The organism is Microcystis sp. 0824 (assembly GCF_003112475.1).
Taxonomy (GTDB): Bacteria; Cyanobacteriota; Cyanobacteriia; order Cyanobacteriales; family Microcystaceae; genus Microcystis; species Microcystis aeruginosa_C.
Window position 1 is genome coordinate 23,879 of the sequence record NZ_BDSM01000008.1, and the last position, 20,156, is coordinate 44,034.

Genomic DNA, 20,156 nt, shown 5'->3' on the forward strand with positions numbered 1-20,156 from the left:
GAATTAGGGGGATGGGGTGTTAGGGTTTTAGTTGCAATTCCCCACTTCCCCACTTGCCTATTGCCTTCAGAAGCTGATAAAAACTATGTCTAACCAGTCGCCAAAAACCCAAATTAGTCAACTTGTCACCGTTGCCGTGCAGAAATTGCAAGGAAAGGTGAATTTTCAGGCGGTAAATCTCAAAAAAGGGGCGAGAGTTCCTGAATTACGCCTTAAAAACGAGAATGGCAGCGGGGAAAGCAAATATCCCCTCATTGGCGATCGCTATTTGTTAGGTCGTAGTTCCAGTTCCTGTGATATTACTATCCGTAATAGCGTGGTGAGTCAGATTCATTGTTCCCTACAGCGTGACCCGAAAAATCCCCATAATTTCCTGCTCACAGATGAAAACTCCACTAACGGGGTTTATATGGGTAAACGTCGTCTGAAAAGCGTTTCCCTGCGTCATGGTGATACTTTTACCCTGGCCCCCCCAGACTTAGCCAATTGTGTCACCATTTCCTATTATTGTCCCCCTCCCCTGTGGGCGCGACTTTTGCGCTATGGTTTCTATGGTGCGGGTGGTATTTTCGGTTTATTAGTTCTAGGGATTATCTGGGAAAGTCGTAGAGTTAATGTTTATCCACTCCCTTCCGGGGTGAGCGGTCCGGTGGTGGTTTATGCTAGGGATGGTCAAACTCCCCTCAATCCCATTCGACAGGAAACTCACCGAGAATTAGATAATCTGGGCGATTTTTCTCCCTATTTGCCCAAGGCGGTTGTCGCTTCCGAAGATAGTCGGTTTTACTGGCATTTTGGCATCGATCCTTTGGGGATTGTCCGGGCTGTTATGATTAATTGGCAAGGTCAAGGCATTCGTCAAGGGGCCAGTACCCTAACTCAACAGTTAGCGCGTAGTTTATTCCCCGAAGTCGGTCGCCAAAATACTGCCGATCGCAAACTCCGGGAGGCTGTGGTCGCCCTACAATTAGAAGCGGTGTATAGTAAGGATGAAATTCTCAAAACCTATCTCAATCGAGTTTATCTCGGTTTGGCCGGTTACGGTTTTGAAGATGCGGCCCGCTTTTATTTCGATAAATCCGCTAGAGATTTAGATATCTCCGAGGCTGCCACCCTTGTGGCTATGTTACCCGCCCCGAATCTATTCAATCCCATTCAAGATTACGACACTTCCGTACAATATCGCAATCGTGTCATCGATCGCATGGCCCAATTAGGCATGATTTCCCCGGAAGCGGCGGCCAGCGCCCGCAGATCCCGCATTGAAATCAGTCCCCAAGCCAAAAAATCCCTATCTAGTACGATTGCACCATATTTTTATAGTTACGTTTTCGAGGAATTACGGGACCTTTTAGGGGAAGAAGTGGCGAAAGAAGGCAATTTTATCGTTGAAACCAGTTTAGACCGCCGGCTGCAAGCGATCGCAGAAAAAAGCTTAAAAAATAATGTCTTAAACCAAGGACCCCGCTATCGATACTCCCAAGGGGCTTTAGTTACCCTAAACAGTCAAACCGGGGAAATTCTCGCTTTAGTCGGGGGAGTTGATTATCAAAAAAGCCAATTTAACCGCGCTATCCAAGCTAAACGTCAACCCGGTTCCACTTTTAAGGTATTTGCTTATGCTGCCGCCTTAGAAAAGGGAATATCGCCCTATAAAACCTATACCTGCGCTGGACTTTCTTGGCAAGGACAGTCCTATTCTCCCTGTGAACGCAGTAGCGGGGGAGTCAATATGTTTCAAGGTTTAGCGCAATCGGAAAATAGCGTTGCCCTTCGCATTGCTCGCGAGGCAGGATTAAGTAATGTGGTCAATGTGGCGGAACGTTTGGGGGTGAAATCACCTTTAAATCCTGTACCGGGGCTAATTTTAGGGCAAAGCGAGGTAAATGTCTTGGAAATGACCGGCGCTTATGGGGTTTTTGACCACGGTGGGCGCTGGAATCGTCCCCACGCCATTAAACGCATTCTCGACGCTTCCGACTGTGAAAATGTGGAGGATTTGAGTACCTGTCGGGTTATTTATGACTATGGCGACGATAGCGAGAGAAATCAGCAGGTAATCTCCCCTAAAACCGCCGAGACGATGAATAGCTTATTGCGGGGGGTGATAACCAATGGTACAGGAGGCGCTGCCAGTATTGGCATGGGAGAAGCGGGTAAAACGGGAACTACTAATAATTATGTGGATCTCTGGTTTATCGGTTATCTTCCCCGTCGCCACTGGGTGACGGGCATTTGGTTAGGGAATGATAACAATTCCCCCACTTCCGGCAGTAGTCAACAGGCAGCCAAGTTATGGGGCGATTATCACCGTCAGTTAATCACTACACAAAACTAATCCCAATAGGACTAGCTACTGTTCCCGTTGCCTGTTCCAGAGTTCCCTCAAACCAGAGACTTCCCACCTCACCATTAAAGTAATAAGGGTGTCCTAGCTCTAGCTAACACACCCGCAGAGATTATTTCTGGTAGCCTGATTTTACACTAAAAATCCACAACTGCCCAACCCACCGCAGGGGACGGACAGGGATAGATTAGGCAACAACCTCAATACTGGCTGCAGTTAGGAGCGGCGAACCAGTAAGGGTTGCGATTGTAGTCAGAGTAGTACCATTAGTAGCAGGGGCTGAGTCAAACGATAAAACACCGCCACTATAGATAAATCTGACACCACCGCCTTCAGTTGTCCCGAATAGGGTAGGACTCAAAGTACCGCCAACGGTAGTCAGTCCACCACCGAAACCAGCGCTAGAAACTCGGATGAAATCGACAGCGACGTCAAAATCGGTGATGAGGTCATTACCGTGACTGGAAGCAGTGTAAAGAAAACGGTCAACACCAGCGCCACCAGTTAGGGTATCGGCATCCAAGCCACCATTTAGGATATCGTCTCCGTCTCCACCAACTAGGCTATCGGTTCCCGCAACACCAGTTAGGCTATCGTTTCCGTCGCCACCAAGTAGGGTATCGATTCCCGAACCACCATCTAGGGTATCGGTTCCCGTGCCACCATCTAGGCTATCGTTTTCCGTGCCACCGATTAGGCTATCGTTCCCGATTCCACCAATTAGGGTATCGTTTTGCGTGCCACCATTGAGGCTATCGTTCCCGTCGCCACCATCTAGGCTATCGTTGCCACTGATACCAAGTAGGGTATCGTTCCCGAGTCCACCGATTAGGGTATCGTTTTCCGTGCCACCATCTAGGCTATCGTTTCCGTCGCCACCATCTAGGCTATCGTTTCCGCCCTCACCAAGTAGGGTATCTAATCCGTCGTGACCAAGTAGGGTATCGAGTCCGTCGCCACCAAGTAGGCTATCATTTTCGCTAGCACCAAGTAGGCTATCGTTTCCTTGGTTACCTCTTAGGGTATCAGATCCGTCTCCGCCAAATAGGGTATCTTCTAGTTCGCCGCCAGCTATGTTATCGGCGAAAGTGCTACCTGTGATATTATAGCGTTGGCCAGAAGTGGATATTCCTACCGTAGTTGTGGACTGACTGGCGGCTTTTGGGATTTTGGTAGTGCCGATTTCTAGTATATGAGTGGCGGCGGGATTAGTTGGAGTAGATGCAATAGGAGATGAAATATAGGTATCGGTATTTGCCAGCAGAGTAACCGGCGTAGAAAAGGGTAGGCTTGACTTGTAGGCGGAAAAGGTTCCGTTGGCAGTAGTGCCCGTTCCGTTGCGTAATCTCCAAAACGTACCGCCTGGAATAACGCCCATGGAAGTGAGATTATATCCACTGGCACTGGTCGTAGTCTGGATAGAAACAGAGATATTAGGAGTGTTTTCCAATAGGGAATTAACTGACTCGTGTTCACCAGCAGTGAAAGTAAGACCAGTGTTGAGAGGCAAAGCAGTGATAGTGATGATTGGGGTGGACATAGTTTTTCTTTAAATGGTATGTTTGCACTCGAAGATTTTGACAATCTTTCTCCCGACCATTATATACCAAGAAAAAAAAATGCAACCCCTTTTTCTCGATTTGTTTCCGCAAATTATTGCTAATGTTCGTTATTTTACATTTTGTCAAGTTTTTATCAATTTTGTGTGACATAAATCACACCAGAAATTAAAGTTAATGTCACCGATAGCCAAAAAGCGAACTGAGCAATCAAATTGTATTCAGAGGGCAAGGGAGCAATTAAGAGAGCGATAGCGATAATCTGGCTGACTGTTTTGCTTTTTCCCCACCAATTAGCCCCTTTTATGTCGCTATTTCCCGTTAAATTGGGATTAATTCGCCAACCAGCGATCGCTAATTCGCGGGCAAGAATCAAAAAGACTCCCCAAGCAGCAATTAAATCCATTTCAATGAGAGCCAAGAGGGGAGCGAGAACCAGCAATTTATCGACCAAAGGATCGAGAAATTTACCTAATTCGGTGATTTGATTCAATTTTCGCGCTAGATAACCATCGAGCCAATCGGTGCTGGCAGCAATCAGAAAGATAATTAAACTTAACCAGCGATCGATGTCTGTGCCTTGGTGCAACCAGTATAATATCAATGGCAGTCCCAAGAGTCGCGATAGGGTAATCGAGTTGGGTAGGTTCATTTTTCAGTGTTGCCAAAGGCACGGCGTAGCCGTCCAGTAAACAGTAAACAGTAATCAGTAATCAGTGACCAGTAAATAGTGATCAGTAAACAGTAAACAGGTATAAAGATAAAGATAACTAACTAACTAATTAACTTAAAACTTATATCTGATAACTGATAACTGATAACTGATAACTGATTTTAGCTGGCTAATTTGAGATCGAAATTACTCTGTTTATTGCCTAATTTTCTGAGCCAACGATAATTATAAGCTAAAGCCCCCCAGAAGGTGGGATAAACGGCATAATTAACGCCAAATTCTTGGCAAACTCCCGCTAAAATTGGGGCAATTTTGGGGTAGTGAATATGACAAATTTGCGGAAAAAGATGGTGAACTACTTGATAATTTAATCCCCCCAAATACCAATTTAAAAAGATATTTTTAGGAGCAAAATCTACGGTAGTTCGCACTTGAAAAATTGCCCATTCGTCTTCGATTTGGTTGGTTTCCGAGGGTTGAATAAATTCGGCAGGTTCCAAAACGTGAGCTAACATAAATACATGACAGGCAAGCAATCCATAGGTCATAAAAGCAATGAGAAAACCGATCGCTATTTCTAGGGGACTATAACCAACTAAGAGAGGAATGCCAATAAACCAAAAGAGATAAACAACTTTCCCGCTCAATAAAACGAATAGATCGATCGGTTTAGGATTGGGGATTTTAATTTCGCCAAAACGATGACGAAAGAGGATGGAGCGCACATCGGAAAATGACCAATAGATAGGAATTATAGCGTAGAGAATCGGGATAAATAAATGTTGATAACGATGATACCATTTATGCTCGGCATGGGGAGTCATTCGCACCACACCATCGCCGTGAATTTCCACATCGTACCCCAAAACATTGGTGTAGGTATGATGGAGATAATTATGACGAAAACGCCAGAGATAACTGGAAGTACCAATGATATAATCGTAGGTCAGACCAAGGAGAGAATTAACCCATTTTTTACTAGAATAGCCGCCATGGTTGGCATCATGACCAATGCTAAAACCAATCCCTGCTAATCCCGCTCCTAAAACCAGACAACCGATAATTTTTAGCCACCAGATATCCGGACCAAAAAGCACAAAAAGCCAAGCGGCAATTACCCAAGTTAAAATCGTGATCGTCTTCACGTACATGGCAGAATTATCTCTGGTGGGGATGCCGTTTTCGGTAAAATAAGCATCAACCCGTTTATTCAATTCCTTTCTAAAACCCTGATTTTCGGTAAAAGTTACTCGCATTCCTATTTTTGTCCTAGAAGTTGGTATGACGGCAATTTGTAGCAGCTCAGAGTGAATTTATGAGTCTTTTGCTGGTTTGCTAAGGCTGTCTCACTATAACTGATAGTTTCTCATCAGTCTCTCATCTATTGTCAGAGAAAGAGGTGCGCTTGGCAAGGCAATCGCTCAATTTCTTTGCTACTCTTGCAGAAAATCCTCGGTTTTTACCTAATCAGATAGCAGATACCTGTAGCCGGTGATAGAGATGAGCGTTAGGTACTTTTATACTACTATTAAGACCATTGAAGGCGATCGAGTTTTCTGGTACGAAGTGCCACAATTAAGAAGATCGATTAATGCGATCGCTGGAAAGGTGGCAAATGACGAAGCGGTGTATCTTGATCTGTGGCAATTGTTACAGAATGATCCTAATAACCAATTAGTCAAGTCCCATTGGATGGTTTTTTTACAATATCGCTCCTGTATGGTAACGCAAAGGGTCTATCAAAATGTTGGCCATCGGATCGATGCTGATTATGAAACCCTATTCTACTATTTGCTGAATTTGCTGGCCACAGCAATTATCAATAATCCTAGCAATTTTTACGGTAATTTTCAGGAGCAAAAGACCAAACCGGGATTTTTTCGCTTAATCTTAGAAAAATGGACAGATAAAAAATTAAGAAATACTCTCTATAATTTCCTGCGAGGAGAGTATAAAACTATCGGCAGGACTAATCTCGGTATAGTCAGTCTTTTTAGTGCGAATAAAATTCAAAAAGTTTTACGAACATCAGGTATCTTTAACGAGAATTATCTGCTAATATTTAACTGTTTTCGAGAGGTAAAAAAAGCTTCTTTTCGATCATTGGATAAGTGGCAAGAGGAGGATTGGCAACAGGTAATTGATCGCCTACGGCAGTTACAACCGCAAGTTATTCTCACCATTGAGGAAGTGCAGGCAAAACTGAATCAAATAGGGGAGATAATGCGTAATCATATCGATCCTTCTTACTCTAAATTTGAGCCTACTAATTATGACCATAATAGCAATTACTTTTGGGAAAATCTCCCCAGCAAAAAGTCAAGTCAAGACTTACTACAACAACAAGAAATCCAGGAAGATATTAATAAGTTATTAATCACTCTTGAGGAGGAAGTTAAACAGATTGTATATTGTTACTATCATCAAAAGATGACGCAAACACAGATTGCTAATCGATTGGGAGTCCATTCATCTACTATTAGTCGAGAAATAACCCAATTATGTAAAAAAATTTATCAGCTACTCTGTGCAAGGGAAGGCAAAGATTGTCCTAAGTTGTTAAATGAGATTAAATTAAAATCTCGGCAAAAACAAGAGATCGATGCTTATCTAGAATATTTTTGTCAGTCCTACTTAACTTAAATCTAATCTGTTAGGAGATACCATGAAAGTCAACCTCGATATTTTGCAACAAATTAACCCGAAATCCCTTTGGCTAACTTTTTCGGAAACAGAGATTAAACAAGCTCGATCGATTCTCGGTCAATACTCTAATCAAACCGCCAAAAATCAGGCTTTGATTAATTACTTAGTGCAAATATGCCTAAGCAATTGGCTAAAAGATAATTTTGATTGTTCCCTTCAAATAACACCTAAAAACCATCAGTATCTTTGGGAATTTATTAACGGGTTTACTTGGCAAATTAAAGACAAAAAGGTTACTGCTATTCCCAGTCAAGCGATTGACATTGAGGGATTAACAATAGAGCAAGAATGGGTTGATATTCCCGATTTAGCGGCGGATTTTTATCTAGCGGTGCAGGTAGATTTAGCAGAAAAATTCCTCAATATCTGGGGTTTTATATCTAGAAAAGATGTTAAAAATCTCGCAGAATACGATTCAATTTACCATCAATATTATTTAGATAGTGAGCAAATAATTGATGATTTAGATATTCTTTGGCAGAGTTGTTTAGAGGGAGAGAGTGAAAAAGGAAAGCTGGAATCTTTAGCAAATTTATCGCCAGCAACAGCAGAAAATTTAATTAAAAAGTTAGCTCAAGCTTCACCCTATTCTCCGAGATTAGATGTTAGTTGTCAGCAGTGGTTAGCTTTGTTGAATAATCAGCAATGGCGAGAACAAATTTATCAGCAGCGTCTAGAAATAATCACCACTAAACTTAGTCAATGGTTGCAGGGAATTATTACAGAGAAATGGCAGGAAATCCTCAACACTATCGACAGTTATCGTCCAATTAATCCGGGTTTTTTGTTGGCTGCCGAAAAAATCAGCAGCCGAGAATCTCCGACAGATATTCAGCGAGAAATTAGACAACTGTATGCTAGTCAAAAAGAGGTGGAATTTTCGGAACATTTAACCCCAGAGGAAGCTTTAGCAAAACTACAACATCAAACCCAAGATGAAACTATTCGCTGGCAAGCGGCCGAATATCTCTGGAATATCGATCCTCATTATCCCAATGCTGCTATCCGTAAAATGCTCGATGTGGGTAGTCAATTAATGGGTTATAAAATTGCTTTAATGGTGGGAGTTTTATCGACCAGTGACCAGAGAATTGCTGTCTTAATTCGTGCCTATGCCATGGACAATTTTGCCAAGCTACCCCCCGGTTTATCTTTGCAAATTAGCGATGAAATAGGCCAATTAATCCCCAGTTTAGAGGCAATAGCAAGGGAGAAACCCTTAGATAGCTATCTGCAACTTTATTTTCTAGCTGATACCGACGATCACTTTAATGTTAACCTAAGTTTAGGGGATAGTAGCATTACCGAACAGTTTAGTATTTAATAGAGATAGCAGAAAATGTCAAGGATAAAGACATGAGCAGAGTTGTGATTCTGAAAATTGGGGAGGGAAATTTTGCAACGGGATTTTCCGTCACTCTAGAAATTCGTGACAATCATCTCTTGATAGCGCCTTTTGCTGAGGGTAAATTAGTCCCTAACCTTGACATTGCTGACGCTTTGCAAAATTATCGTCGAGCTTATTATCATTGGGTAGCAAGTCAACCCAGTTTAGGAATTACCGTTCCTCATAGTATGATCACCCATGCAGCGGTAGGTGATCCTAGAGACAACCTGAGACAAGCTACTCAAACTTTAACAGATAGCCTAAATGAATGGCTAAACTCTAGTTATCTGAGTTCGATACAAAATCATATCTTGTTCCATATAGGTACTAAGTCAGAAGTAAGATTTTTTATCCAAACTACCCACTTTGATTTACAACAAATTCCCTGGGAGTGTTGGAATTTTTTACACCAATGGTGTCCTGATGTGGAAATTGCTCTTACTATCCAGAGAAATCCTCCGATAATTAACCTGACTTCTCCGATTAATATTTTAGTAATTTTGGGTAATATTGACATCGAAAGCGAGCAGACTTCCCTGTGTTTATCCAGTTTGCAAACAGCACTAGGAAACCAAGATAAGGTTTCTATGAAAATATTGAGTCCCAGTTCAGAAGTTCCTCTTTCAACGAAAAATATTCACAATGAGTTGATCAAAAATCAATGGGATATTGTAGTTTATTTAGGTCATAGTCAAACCAGTAGCGACGGTCACGATGGAGTTTTTATCATTGATAATGATACGGCTTTATCTCCTGCACATAACTTAAGAAATTCCCTAGAAATAGCTGTTAAAAAAGGCTTAAAACTTGTGATCTGTAATTCCTGCGATGGGTTGGGTATTGGTCGTCAGTTGGCTAATATCGGAGTACCTCATATTATTGTTATGAAAGAACCCATCGCCGTGCGGGTTGCTTTGAGATTTCTAGAAGTTTTTCTTCCCAATTTTCTTGAACATAAATCCCTACAAAAATCCTTAACAATCGCTCGACAAGAATTAAGATTACACGAATTTGAGGTGGATGCTGCTAGTTCTTCTTTACTGCCTCGTTTGATAGAAAATCCTGAAGAACCACCGTTAATTTTACCTTTACCCCCTGAAAATACGGAGGAAAATCACCAAAATAGTTATGAGCAAAGTTGGCCTTCACGTCTATCTAGTCGCTGGAAACAAGCTCTGTTATTTATTTTAAGTCTTCTGGTAACTTTATCAGTTTTATATTGGGGAGGAGTATTTTCCGATGATGCTAGTAAATACCCAGAAATTAGCTTAGGTGAAGAAATATTATTAAAGACAAACCGACAATATAACATTATTGAACGGGGAAGACAAGCTTTTAAAAACAAAGAATATAAACAAGCAATTCAGCTTTTTAAAAAATCCCTTGATCGCTTGCCCAATAATCCAGAGATTCGCATCTATTATAATAACGCTCGTGCGGCCTATCAAGACAGAAATCCCTTAAAAATTGCCACCAGTATTCCGCTTGGTAATAATCCAGAAATAGCTCAAGAAATTTTACGAGGTATTGCTTTATTGCAACAGGAGTTAAATGATGAACAGGCCAACAACCCCGATTTTCACTTTCTACAGGTAGTGGTAGCTAATGATAATAATAGTGGCGTAGATGCCGAAGATCGAGCCAAAAAATTTGTTAAAGATCCGTCAATCATAGCAGTGGTTGGTCATAATGCTTCTGCTGCTAGTGAAGCGGCCAAAGATATCTATGTACAAGGGAAAATTGTTGCCCTATCTCCCACCAGCTTTTCCTCGAAAATCTCTGGCAATGGCTATGTATATAAGATGGTTCCCGATCTGGAAACTTTTGCCACAAGCTTAAGTGAATATATCCGCGAACAAACTGACAAGCTAATTATCCAAAACCCCACTAATTTAATTTGTTATGATAATCGCTCTGGGGATAATTATAACTTCGCTAAAAAATATAAAAACATTCTTCTCGGTCAACAGTTTCAAAAAGTCATTAAAGATGCAGATTTTGACTGCAATATCGAACCAAAAAATAATTTATATGAACAGGAAATTTATCAAAAAATCGCTCAATACCAAGTAAATATTCTCATGGTTGCTCCCTATATTGACGATCTGAAAAGAGCCGTCAGTATCTTTAAGCAACGTCCCGCACAACAGTTAAACTTAGTGCTTTTAGGTTCCCCCACCTTTCAAAGTTATCTCACCCTTGCAGAAGGTAAACAAGGAGTAGAAAATTTAGTTATCACCGTGCCTTGGTATGATCTCAAAGAAGATAATTATATCCACAGTTTTTGGCAAAATAAGATCAATGTTTGGCGCACTCCCATGGCCTACGATGCGACCAAAGTTATCCTCAACGCTTTGCGACAGTTATCCCAACAAGGACAAAAATTCGATCGAGAATCATTAAATCAAGTTTTAAGAGACGATTTTTCTATTGAAGGAATGACTGGCACTGTTAGATTCGATGAGAATGGTGTCCGCAACATGAATAATAATCCTGATGATCGCCGCTACTTGATTCTACAGGTCAAAAATGGTCAATTTGTCCCCCTCGCTCCCATTAAATCTGCCGGTCCAGTCTAAACCTTCCTATCCTTGTCAAGACTTTTTACAAAACTTAACCTTATCCACTGCATCAAAGTTAGCCATCGCTCCTAATTAACAGGTAATACCTCTAGGAGACAAACGGCATGAAATTGTTAAAAAAATTAACCCCAAAAGCCTTGATTTTTTGGCTGATCGGTGATAAGGCAGGAAATTCTCTCCTAGCGATCTGGAATTGGTTGTGGGGTATTCCCATCGAATCCGGCGGCAAAATTGCCGTAGAATCGGCCAGAGAATCCCTAGAATCGATGCAAAAATCCCTAGCGGAATTAACAGAATCGGTGGCGCAAGTAGTAGCAGCCCAGCAATCAGCCCAAGCACAATACGAGGCAAAAAAACAGGAACACACAAACTACTTGCAACAGGCTGTCACCGCTCAAAAAAAAGGTCTTCAAGAAGCGGCAAGACTAGCTATGGTTAAGGTTCTCTCCCTAGAAAAAATTCTACCCGCCATGAAAGATCGGGTCGATAATGCCGAAAAAGTGGTCATTGCTGCTAAGGAAAAACTTCGTAAAGAGCAGGAAAAAATCGAACATTATAAATTAGAAATGAGCAACTTAAAAGCGATTAGTTCCATGAATGAGGCTTTAGGCAAAATAAACGAATTTGATAGTAGTCTCAACCTCAATAACTCCCGCGATCGCTTTGAGGATGCCAATGAAGCGATTAAAGACCGTTATCGAAAAGAAAACGCCTATAGTGAATTAAGCGAGAACTATAGCGAGAAATTAGCTCAAGAAATCGATTTCTTAAGCCTTGATGACGAAATTAACCGCCGTTTAGCTGAATTAAATCAGCAAAGTTAAGGAGTAAAGCGATGACAAAGACTGGCAAAAAAGCGGGTTTACCGCCAATTTCCTATGTTTTACTGGGGTTGATCGGTTGGTTTCTTTTTCCCCAAATATTGGCAATATTTGCCCCAAAAGCCGATAATAATCCCCGCATGAGTTACGGCAATCATCTCCTGATCAAAACTAATTCTAACACCACCAAAGAATCAGCGATCGCTGCCATTGCTCAAGGTGATCACCAAGAAGCAGAGCAACTCCTGCAAAAATCCCTCGCTCAACATCCCAACGATCCCGAAAGCGTAATTTATCTCAGCAACCTGCAAACTGGCTCAAATCCCTTTAAAATCGCCGTTGTTGTGCCGGCGACAACTAATCCCAACGTCGCTCAGGAAATATTGCGAGGAGTCGCCAGCGCACAAACCCAGATCAATCAACAGGGAGGGATCAACGGCAGAAAACTGATGGTTATCGTGGTTAATGACGATAATCAGCCACAGATATCGAAAGAGGTAGCTGGTGAATTAGTCAAAAATCCCGATATTATCGCCGTTATCGGTCATAATGCCTCCGATGCCAGTTTAGCCGCCGCTCCCATCTACGAAAAAGGCGGTTTGGTGATGATTTCTCCCACCTCCCTGGCTAATAATCTCTCTGGTGCGGGAAATTATATCTTTCGTCTGGTGGCTTCTAACGGCAAAATTACGGAAACCTTAGCAAATTACATAGTAAATACTGCTAAAGTCCAGAAAATTGCTTTTTGCTACGATTCTCAAGCTCCCGATAATATTTCCTTTAAAGATGAGTTGATGGCTAATGTGGCGAAAAAAGGCGGTCAAATTGTGCTGATTGTCTGCGATCTGAGTGTCCCCAATTTTAAGGCCGATCAAGCCCTTAATCAGGCGATTTCTGGGGGTGCTAACGGTCTATTTGTCGTCGCTCATGTTGATCGTCTCGATCCCGTTTTTGAGGTTATTCGCTCCAATCGTCAGCGTTTGCCTCTGTTTAGTAGTCCCACCCTCTACAATATTCGCACCCTCGAAGATGGCGGCAAAAACGCCCAAGGTTTAACCCTTGCCGCACCCTGGCACCCCTCGGTTAACCAGACTTTTGCTAATCTTATGCAGGAACAGTGGCGCGGTCCAGTTAGTTGGCGCACAGCCACCAGTTTTGACGCTACACGGGTGATTATTGCCGGTTTAAGGGAAAATACCCATCGTCAGGGCCTACAATCCCTGCTGCGCTCCAGCAGTTTTCATCAAACAGGGTCCACCGGAAAAATTAGCTTTGATCCTAATACTGGCGATCGCATTGGTCAACCGGTCTTAATTCAAGTGCAATCAACTCCCTCCGGTGAGCAGTTTGTCCCTTTACCGTAAAAAGTCCCTAGTCCACAAAAGTTGGGAGAGTTGCCAACTCTCCCCCCAAAAAATGATCAAAAATTACGATTATTTCAATGTTCAAGCTTGAGTAAGAAATGAATGGCTAATATGTTAAAATATGCCTAGATATTTGTAAACTTTTTCCTTTGTATGGATATCGTTATTATCGAGGATGAAATTGAAATCGCCCATTTGATTCAGCAAACTTTAGAGCGGGAATCATTTACTTGTCATCTGGCTTATAATGGTAGGGTAGGACTAGAACTATTTTATCAAAAGCAACCAGAATTAGTGATTTTAGATTTAATGTTACCAGAATTAGACGGCCTAGAATTGTGTGCTAGAATTCGCCAAAAACCCGGGGCAAAAGACCCCTATATTTTAATGTTAACCGCTAGGGGAGAAGAAATTGATCGCATTATCGGTCTATCTACGGGAGCCGATGATTATATGGTCAAACCCTTTAGTCCCCGGGAATTAACCGCTCGCGTAAGAGCCTTATTAAGACGTAGTTTAAGACACGATAGTCAACCCCAACAACTCCATCGCAGCCGTCATTTTATTATCGACTTGGATCAACATTCTGCTCTTCGTAAATTAGAGGGAATGCCAGAGGAAACCCTCGATTTAACCACCTTAGAATTTAATTTATTAGCCACCTTTGTCAGTTATCCCAATCGCGTCTGGAGTCGCACCCAATTAATCGATAATCTCTGGGGAAATGATTTTTTTGGCGATGAAAGGGTAGTAGATACCCATATCCGACGCTTACGCAAAAAAGTAGAACCCGATCCTGCTAATCCGATCTTTATCAAAACTGTAGTCGGTGTCGGTTATAAATTTGAGGATGACATTATTTAGGAGCTGCTGAAAAAGTTTGTTGGTGGGGTTAGTAGTCAGGAGTCGGGAGTCAGTATTCAGGAGACGGTCGGCAGTATTCAGGAGATCAGTAGCTGGTTATAATTAAATTAAAAATAGATTTTAGGTTCGATCCCCCCTTAGTCCTAGGGTGAATTCATAGTAGGGTTGATTCATGAATCAACCCTACCCTTAGTCCCCCCTTGATAAGGGTGGTGTCTGATAATTTTTAACGCCTACCTACTTAGGAGATGGCTTTTATTTATTCTCCCCATTTCCCCTCTCCCCACTTCATAATTCATAATTCATAATTCATAATTTCCCCTCCCCACACCCCACACCCCACACCCCAACCCCAATAAAAAATTCTCCCTAAAGGCATTTAAGCAGTCTTTAACCCTTATGTGCTAGAATTTTTGAAGATTTTGCCATTCATTTAGGTTCAATCAGGGATCACAGCCTTTTCAGGGAAATTTTATGACAAGTAACTACGGCGCGGAACAGATACAAGTTCTCGAAGGGTTAGAACCAGTCAGGAAGCGGCCGGGGATGTATATCGGTACGACTGGGCCGCGGGGACTACATCATTTAGTCTATGAAGTGGTGGACAACTCGATCGATGAGGCCCTAGCGGGTTACTGTACTCATATCGAAGTGGATATCAAGGCCGATGGTTCCGTCAGCGTCACCGACGATGGCCGGGGTATTCCCACCGATGTCCACCCCACCACGGGTAAATCTGCCCTCGAAACCGTTCTCACTATACTTCATGCTGGCGGTAAATTTGGCAGTGGTGGTTATAAAGTGTCGGGAGGGTTACACGGAGTCGGGATTTCCGTCGTTAATGCTCTTTCTGCATGGGTAGATGTCACCGTCTGGCGCGATCATAAAGTACATACCCAACGCTACGAAAGAGGTATCCCCGTCACAGAATTGGTCAGCAGTCCCAGTCAAGAGGAAAAAACGGGAACTAGGGTTAATTTCCTGCCGGACACCGAAATTTTTAGCCAAGGCATCGAATTTGATTACAGTACCCTCTCCGGACGTTTACGAGAACTAGCCTACTTAAATGCCGGTGTTAAAATCACCTTTAGCGATTACCGTCCCGAAGAACCCCACATCGAAACCTATTGTTATGAGGGGGGTATTAAAGAATACGTCGCCTATATGTGTCGGGAAAAAGAAACCTTGCACAAAGATATTATCTATGTATCGGGGGAAAAGAACGGAATTAATATCGAAGTGGCGTTTCAGTGGTGTATAGATGCCTATAGCGACAATATTCTCGGTTTTGCTAATAATATCCGCACCATTGACGGGGGAACTCACCTAGAAGGATTAAAGGCAGTCCTAACTCGTACTTTAAATAATGTCGCTCGTAAACGCAATAAAATTAAAGAAAACGAGCCTAATCTAGCGGGGGAAAACGTCCGTGAGGGTTTAACCGCCGTTATTTCCGTAAAAGTCCCCGAACCGGAATTCGAGGGACAAACCAAGACCAAATTAGGTAACACTGAAGTCCGGGGTATTGTTGATTCGCTGGTGGGGGAAACTCTCAACGAATACTTAGAACAAAATCCCCAAGTGGCCGACACGATTATCGAAAAAGCAGTACAAGCGTACAAAGCGGCGGAAGCGGCCCGTCGGGCCCGGGACTTAGTACGACGGAAATCGGTTCTGGAATCCTCACCTTTACCTGGTAAATTGGCTGATTGTAGCGAAAGAGACCCAGAAAAGTCAGAAATTTACATCGTTGAAGGGGACAGCGCCGGCGGTTGTTTTCATGGTGATACAGAAATCGCCCTTGTCGATGGACGCAACCTCAGTTTTAAACAGCTAGTGACCGAACAAGCCCAAGGAAAGGAACATTTTTGTTATACCATTCGCGACAATGGCACGATCGGGGTTGAACGAGTTATTAATGCCCGCATCACCAAAAAAGACGCAGAAGTAATTAAAATTACTCTCGATCATGGTGAAGCGATTATTTGTACTCCTGACCATCTTTTCCTGTTAAGAGATGGTAGCTATAAACCTGCTGCGGCTTTAACTCCAGAAGATGCTTTAATGCCTTTGTATCGCAAATTGTCCGCTCTTCGTGACCCCGGAATCACCATTAACGGTTATGAAATGGTCTGGAATCCCGCTTCCGATTCTTGGTTGTTCACTCATGCGATCGCTGATTGGTATAATCGTTGGCAGGGAATTAACACGATCAAGAAAACTTACTATCAAAAAACCCTAGCGACCTTAAAACAAATTGAGATCGATCGAGGTTATATTGATTTGGAAGCTTATCAAAAATATCGGCTTCAGACGCGGGATAAATCAATATTGCGATTTGATTCTTTCTGCGATCGCTACTTTGATGGTGATAAAAATAAAGCCTTAGAAGCGGCGGCTAATTACAATCATCGAGTTGTGGCGATCGAGCGATTAGAAACAAGATTCGATGTCTATGATATCGAGGTTCCTCATACCCATAACTTTGCCCTTGCTTCCGGCGTTTTCGTCCATAACAGTGCCAAACAGGGGCGTGATCGTCGTTTTCAAGCGATTCTACCTCTGCGGGGAAAAATCCTCAATATCGAAAAAACCGATGATGCCAAAATCTACAAAAATACGGAAATTCAATCCTTAATTACAGCCCTCGGTTTAGGAATTAAAGGAGAAGATTTCGACCCCTCACAATTGCGCTATCATCGCATTGTTTTAATGACTGACGCTGATGTGGATGGCGCCCACATCCGAACTTTGTTGTTAACTTTCTTCTATCGTTATCAGAAGAATTTAATTGACCAAGGTTATGTATATATCGCCTGTCCTCCTCTCTATAAATTGGAACGCGGTAAAAATCATTCCTACTGCTATAGCGATCGAGAATTACAGCAAAAGATAGCGGAATTTCCCTCTAATGCTAACTACACAATCCAACGTTTTAAAGGGTTAGGAGAAATGATGCCCCAACAACTTTGGGATACTACCATGAATCCCGAAACTCGCACTTTAAAACGGGTGGAAATCGAAGATGCAGCCAAAGCAGAGGAATTATTTACCATTCTTATGGGCGATCGAGTTGCCCCCCGGCGAGAATTTATCGAAACCCACGGACCGCGTTTAAATCTTACGGATTTGGACATTTAAACCGTAACTTTGGGCTGTGTTAGTCTAGGCTAATACAGCCCCCGATAAAATCCCTAAATCCAGTTACGAAAGATTGATTATTCATTACCGATTCGACTGACTTGAAATATAGCTTACAAGCTTTTTTGCCCAACCCTAGTTAATCAGTCGCCAAGAATAAGTAAAAATTATAGCTTTATCAATAAACAATTAAAATATTTAAATATTTTAGCCAATTAGTTAAATGTAACAATGAAGCTGCCATATCTAAGTTTTCCCAGAATTTGCCAAAATTTGGCTGTAAATCGGGATTGACTACATTTATTAATATTGTATGATCGTGGTATGCTGTGGGCTTAGTTTAAGCGTTAAACGTCAAATCAACGGAAAACCAAGACAATCAGGGGACTGTATCGATTCCCTTCCCCAAAAAAAGCCGCTAAAGGTGACATTTTTTTGTGAGGCAATTTTTGAAGTTTTGTAAAGGGTATTGACTTAAAGCCAGAATTGTGTAAGATGCAATGACTTAAAACTGTGTATCGAGAATTTTAGTACAAATGCTTGAACTTTCTCTCCTTGCTCCCAACTCCGGCACTCTGGTGCAGTCTTAACGAGTAATTTAGATAGTCAACAACTGAGAGAGTTTTGCTGCTAATTAGCCTGATGACGAGAACTACCTGGGATCGATCGAAATGGGATTTAATAAAAATAAGGCCGCATGACTAGCCATTTCTTCCGATAAATAAATCTTTTTATATTTAATAATCCCCGTTTCTAGAAAAGAATCCCTTAAAATGGCTTTTGTCCCACTATTAAAGTCCGCCTCATAAAAAACTTCTTTAATTCCCGAAGAAATAATTAGTTTTAAACAGGAAATACAGGGTTCTAAGGTAACGTAGATACTAGCACCTTGGGTAGAAATACCGTGTTTAGCCGCTTGAGCGATCGCATTAGCTTCAGCATGAATTGCCCGAGAGGGAATTTCTCCAGATTCTCGACAGGTTCCCAAACCGGGATAACAAAAACCCTGGGCAGTACAATGAACCGTTCCCGATGGGGAACCATTGTACCCCGTAGCTAAAACCTGCCGATCTTTGACAATTACCGCACCGACGGGAAAAGCTAAACAGGTGGATCTGGTGGCGGCTAATTTAGCGATCATTAAAAAATATTCGTCCCAAGTCGGTCTTTTTTCTTCAGAGTTGATCACGGTTTTATACCAAGCTAGAAAAAGCGAAAAAGAGGGAGTTATCTCTGATAGCTTATCATTAGATGACCTCTAAACCAATTAAAGCACTGCCCTGACTACCGATCGCGTAGTCAATGTAGTCACCAGCCTCTTCTAACTGATAACTGCTCACTGATTAAGGAGTAGCATAAAAACGACAAAAAACTCGAAAGTTAATAATAATTTAAATAATTTGACTGCTTGAGAATAATTGAGATTTTGGCCGATAGCTAAACCCTGACAACCAGAAAAATAACAGAAATTCTTAAGAAGCCAAAGGGGTTAAATCCCCAGAGAGAGCATTGTAGAATGAAGCGGTTAGTTATCTACTAGAAGAGAGGACTTTTCCGTCCCAGCCAAACAATTCTCTTGAAATCTTTAACCCAAATTGCCAAGGAGACTGAGTTTTAATGTCTGTTAATTTTCTAGGAGTTGGTTTGTTTCACCCTCTGCTGACCCCTTATCTCGCCCTCCATATACCCGACGGCTTTTTGAGTCCATCGGTGAGTCTATTTACTTGGATAATTGCCGTTGTCCTGATTAGCTTTTCTCTCAAAAAAGTGCGCGGTCACTACGCTGAACGGGCTGTACCTTTGATGGGAGTTTGTGCCGCCTTCATTTTTGCCGCCCAGATGATTAATTTTCCCATTCCGGGGGGAACCTCCGGACATTTGTTAGGGGGGACTCTCGCGGGAGTTTTACTCGGTCCCTGGGCGGGTTCTCTGGTGATGGCGGTGGTTTTTATCGTGCAAGCTTTATTTTTTCAAGATGGCGGTTTAACGGTTTTAGGGGCGAATATCGTCAATATGGGTCTGATCGGCACGTTTGGCGGTTATTATCTCTATCTGGGGATTAGAAAAGCCCTCGGTTTTCATCGTTGGCGCAGTATGGCGATCGCTGTTGCCCTGGCCGCTTGGACAAGTGTGGTGGTAGCCGCGTTGTTTTGCGCCCTGCAATTGGCTTTATCGGGTACTGTACCGCCTTTAGTCGCCCTTTTTGCCATGTTATCTTGGCATATCCTCATCGGTATCGGGGAAGCGGTGATTACCGTTTTCGCTGTCGGTTATATCTGGCGAACCCGTCCCGATCTCCTCTACGATCCGCCCCATTCCGTTAATACTTCTGTTTCCCCTTCCTAAGCTTCTCGTCAATAAAGCAATTAAGTCGATGAATATTCGCAGAAATAGCCAATTTTTTCTTATTGGCTTAGTATTATCCCTAATTATCGCCGTTTTTCTTTCTCCCTTTGCCAGTCCCGATCCCGACGGACTCGATCGAGTGGCGGAAGACTTGCAATTTAGCGAAAAAGAAGACCCTAACGCCCTCGGTGGTCAATTACCCTTCGCCCGAATTTTTGATGGTTATGCCCTCAAAGGTGTTCCCCAAGGTGTGGCCACTCCCCTCGCCGGTTTTCTGGGAACTCTTGCCACTTTCGGCATTGCTTGGGGTATCGGTAAATTAGTCATTCCAAAATCCCAAAATCAGGAGTAAGGAATCAGGAGTCG

Annotated in this window: 14 protein-coding genes; 10 read left to right on the forward strand and 4 right to left on the reverse strand. The window is 42.4% G+C overall.

Annotated features, from left to right (window positions below; translation table 11 throughout):
- Positions 1-85 precede the first annotated feature (85 nt).
- Positions 86-2,338 carry a PBP1A family penicillin-binding protein gene (locus N0824_RS03620; RefSeq protein WP_108935744.1) on the forward strand — a complete coding sequence of 751 codons (2,253 nt, stop codon included), beginning with the start codon at positions 86-88 and terminating at the stop codon, positions 2,336-2,338.
- A 196-nt stretch (positions 2,339-2,534) separates the two neighbouring features.
- Here the strand turns inward: N0824_RS03620 and N0824_RS03625 are convergent, their stop codons facing one another.
- The 3 genes from N0824_RS03625 to N0824_RS03635 all read right to left on the reverse strand — a co-directional run bounded on the left by N0824_RS03625 (position 2,535) and on the right by N0824_RS03635 (position 5,835).
- On the reverse strand, positions 2,535-3,887 hold the full coding sequence (locus N0824_RS03625; RefSeq protein ID WP_108935745.1) for a calcium-binding protein: 1,353 nt from the start codon (positions 3,885-3,887) through the stop codon (positions 2,535-2,537).
- A 155-nt stretch (positions 3,888-4,042) separates the two neighbouring features.
- Entirely contained in the window at positions 4,043-4,558 is a 516-nt protein-coding gene (gene pgsA / locus N0824_RS03630; RefSeq protein ID WP_108935746.1) for a CDP-diacylglycerol--glycerol-3-phosphate 3-phosphatidyltransferase, read from the reverse strand.
- Positions 4,559-4,740: 182 nt separating this feature from the next.
- The gene (locus tag N0824_RS03635) at positions 4,741-5,835 is read right to left on the reverse strand and encodes an acyl-CoA desaturase (protein WP_108935747.1); all 1,095 of its coding nucleotides are present in this window, start codon (positions 5,833-5,835) and stop codon (positions 4,741-4,743) included.
- A 244-nt stretch (positions 5,836-6,079) separates the two neighbouring features.
- Here N0824_RS03635 and N0824_RS03640 point away from each other — a divergent pair, with 244 nt between their 5' ends.
- From N0824_RS03640 to gyrB, 7 genes are all read left to right on the forward strand, one after another.
- Positions 6,080-7,222 carry a sigma-70 family RNA polymerase sigma factor gene (locus N0824_RS03640; RefSeq protein ID WP_108935748.1) on the forward strand — a complete coding sequence of 381 codons (1,143 nt, stop codon included), beginning with the start codon at positions 6,080-6,082 and terminating at the stop codon, positions 7,220-7,222.
- A gap of 22 nt (positions 7,223-7,244) precedes the next feature.
- Positions 7,245-8,609, forward strand: coding sequence for a DUF1822 family protein (locus N0824_RS03645; protein WP_108935749.1), 1,365 nt, complete (start codon positions 7,245-7,247; stop codon positions 8,607-8,609).
- A 32-nt stretch (positions 8,610-8,641) separates the two neighbouring features.
- Positions 8,642-11,251, forward strand: coding sequence for an ABC transporter substrate-binding protein (locus tag N0824_RS03650; RefSeq protein ID WP_108935750.1), 2,610 nt, complete (start codon positions 8,642-8,644; stop codon positions 11,249-11,251).
- Positions 11,252-11,358: 107 nt separating this feature from the next.
- A complete protein-coding gene (locus N0824_RS03655) occupies positions 11,359-12,078 on the forward strand; it encodes a PspA/IM30 family protein (RefSeq protein WP_108935751.1) in 720 nt (239 codons plus the stop codon).
- A gap of 11 nt (positions 12,079-12,089) precedes the next feature.
- The gene (locus N0824_RS03660) at positions 12,090-13,439 is read left to right on the forward strand and encodes an ABC transporter substrate-binding protein (RefSeq protein WP_108935752.1); all 1,350 of its coding nucleotides are present in this window, start codon (positions 12,090-12,092) and stop codon (positions 13,437-13,439) included.
- 153 nt (positions 13,440-13,592) lie between these two features.
- Positions 13,593-14,303 (forward strand): response regulator transcription factor, encoded by a 711-nt coding sequence (locus tag N0824_RS03665; RefSeq protein WP_108935753.1) that lies wholly within the window; start codon positions 13,593-13,595, stop codon positions 14,301-14,303.
- 474 nt (positions 14,304-14,777) lie between these two features.
- A complete protein-coding gene (gyrB, locus tag N0824_RS03670; protein WP_108935754.1) occupies positions 14,778-17,444 on the forward strand; it encodes a DNA topoisomerase (ATP-hydrolyzing) subunit B in 2,667 nt (888 codons plus the stop codon).
- A 652-nt stretch (positions 17,445-18,096) separates the two neighbouring features.
- Here gyrB and N0824_RS03675 read toward each other — a convergent pair.
- Complete coding sequence (locus N0824_RS03675) at positions 18,097-18,633, reverse strand: dCMP deaminase family protein (RefSeq protein WP_002743086.1); 537 nt, start codon at positions 18,631-18,633, stop codon at positions 18,097-18,099.
- Positions 18,634-19,061: 428 nt separating this feature from the next.
- Between N0824_RS03675 and N0824_RS03680 the strand changes: the two genes are divergently transcribed.
- Together N0824_RS03680 and N0824_RS03685 are read left to right on the forward strand one after the other, a co-directional pair.
- Positions 19,062-19,790 (forward strand): energy-coupling factor ABC transporter permease, encoded by a 729-nt coding sequence (locus tag N0824_RS03680; RefSeq protein WP_108935755.1) that lies wholly within the window; start codon positions 19,062-19,064, stop codon positions 19,788-19,790.
- Between the two features lie 28 nt (positions 19,791-19,818).
- Positions 19,819-20,142: a PDGLE domain-containing protein gene (locus tag N0824_RS03685; RefSeq protein WP_108935756.1), complete on the forward strand. Its 324-nt coding sequence runs from the start codon at positions 19,819-19,821 to the stop codon at positions 20,140-20,142.
- The last annotated feature ends 14 nt before the right edge of the window (positions 20,143-20,156 follow it).

Excerpts from the sequence above, each read along its gene's own strand:
- N0824_RS03620 (WP_108935744.1), top strand. The coding sequence starts at position 86 with ATGTCTAACCAGTCGCCAAAAACCCAAATTAGTCAACTTGTCACCGTT.
- N0824_RS03625 (WP_108935745.1), bottom strand. The coding sequence starts at position 3,887 with ATGTCCACCCCAATCATCACTATCACTGCTTTGCCTCTCAACACTGGT.
- pgsA (WP_108935746.1), bottom strand. The coding sequence starts at position 4,558 with ATGAACCTACCCAACTCGATTACCCTATCGCGACTCTTGGGACTGCCA.
- N0824_RS03635 (WP_108935747.1), bottom strand. The coding sequence starts at position 5,835 with ATGCGAGTAACTTTTACCGAAAATCAGGGTTTTAGAAAGGAATTGAAT.
- N0824_RS03640 (WP_108935748.1), top strand. The coding sequence starts at position 6,080 with ATGAGCGTTAGGTACTTTTATACTACTATTAAGACCATTGAAGGCGAT.
- N0824_RS03645 (WP_108935749.1), top strand. The coding sequence starts at position 7,245 with ATGAAAGTCAACCTCGATATTTTGCAACAAATTAACCCGAAATCCCTT.
- N0824_RS03650 (WP_108935750.1), top strand. The coding sequence starts at position 8,642 with ATGAGCAGAGTTGTGATTCTGAAAATTGGGGAGGGAAATTTTGCAACG.
- N0824_RS03655 (WP_108935751.1), top strand. The coding sequence starts at position 11,359 with ATGAAATTGTTAAAAAAATTAACCCCAAAAGCCTTGATTTTTTGGCTG.
- N0824_RS03660 (WP_108935752.1), top strand. The coding sequence starts at position 12,090 with ATGACAAAGACTGGCAAAAAAGCGGGTTTACCGCCAATTTCCTATGTT.
- N0824_RS03665 (WP_108935753.1), top strand. The coding sequence starts at position 13,593 with ATGGATATCGTTATTATCGAGGATGAAATTGAAATCGCCCATTTGATT.
- gyrB (WP_108935754.1), top strand. The coding sequence starts at position 14,778 with ATGACAAGTAACTACGGCGCGGAACAGATACAAGTTCTCGAAGGGTTA.
- N0824_RS03680 (WP_108935755.1), top strand. The coding sequence starts at position 19,062 with ATGTCTGTTAATTTTCTAGGAGTTGGTTTGTTTCACCCTCTGCTGACC.
- N0824_RS03685 (WP_108935756.1), top strand. The coding sequence starts at position 19,819 with ATGAATATTCGCAGAAATAGCCAATTTTTTCTTATTGGCTTAGTATTA.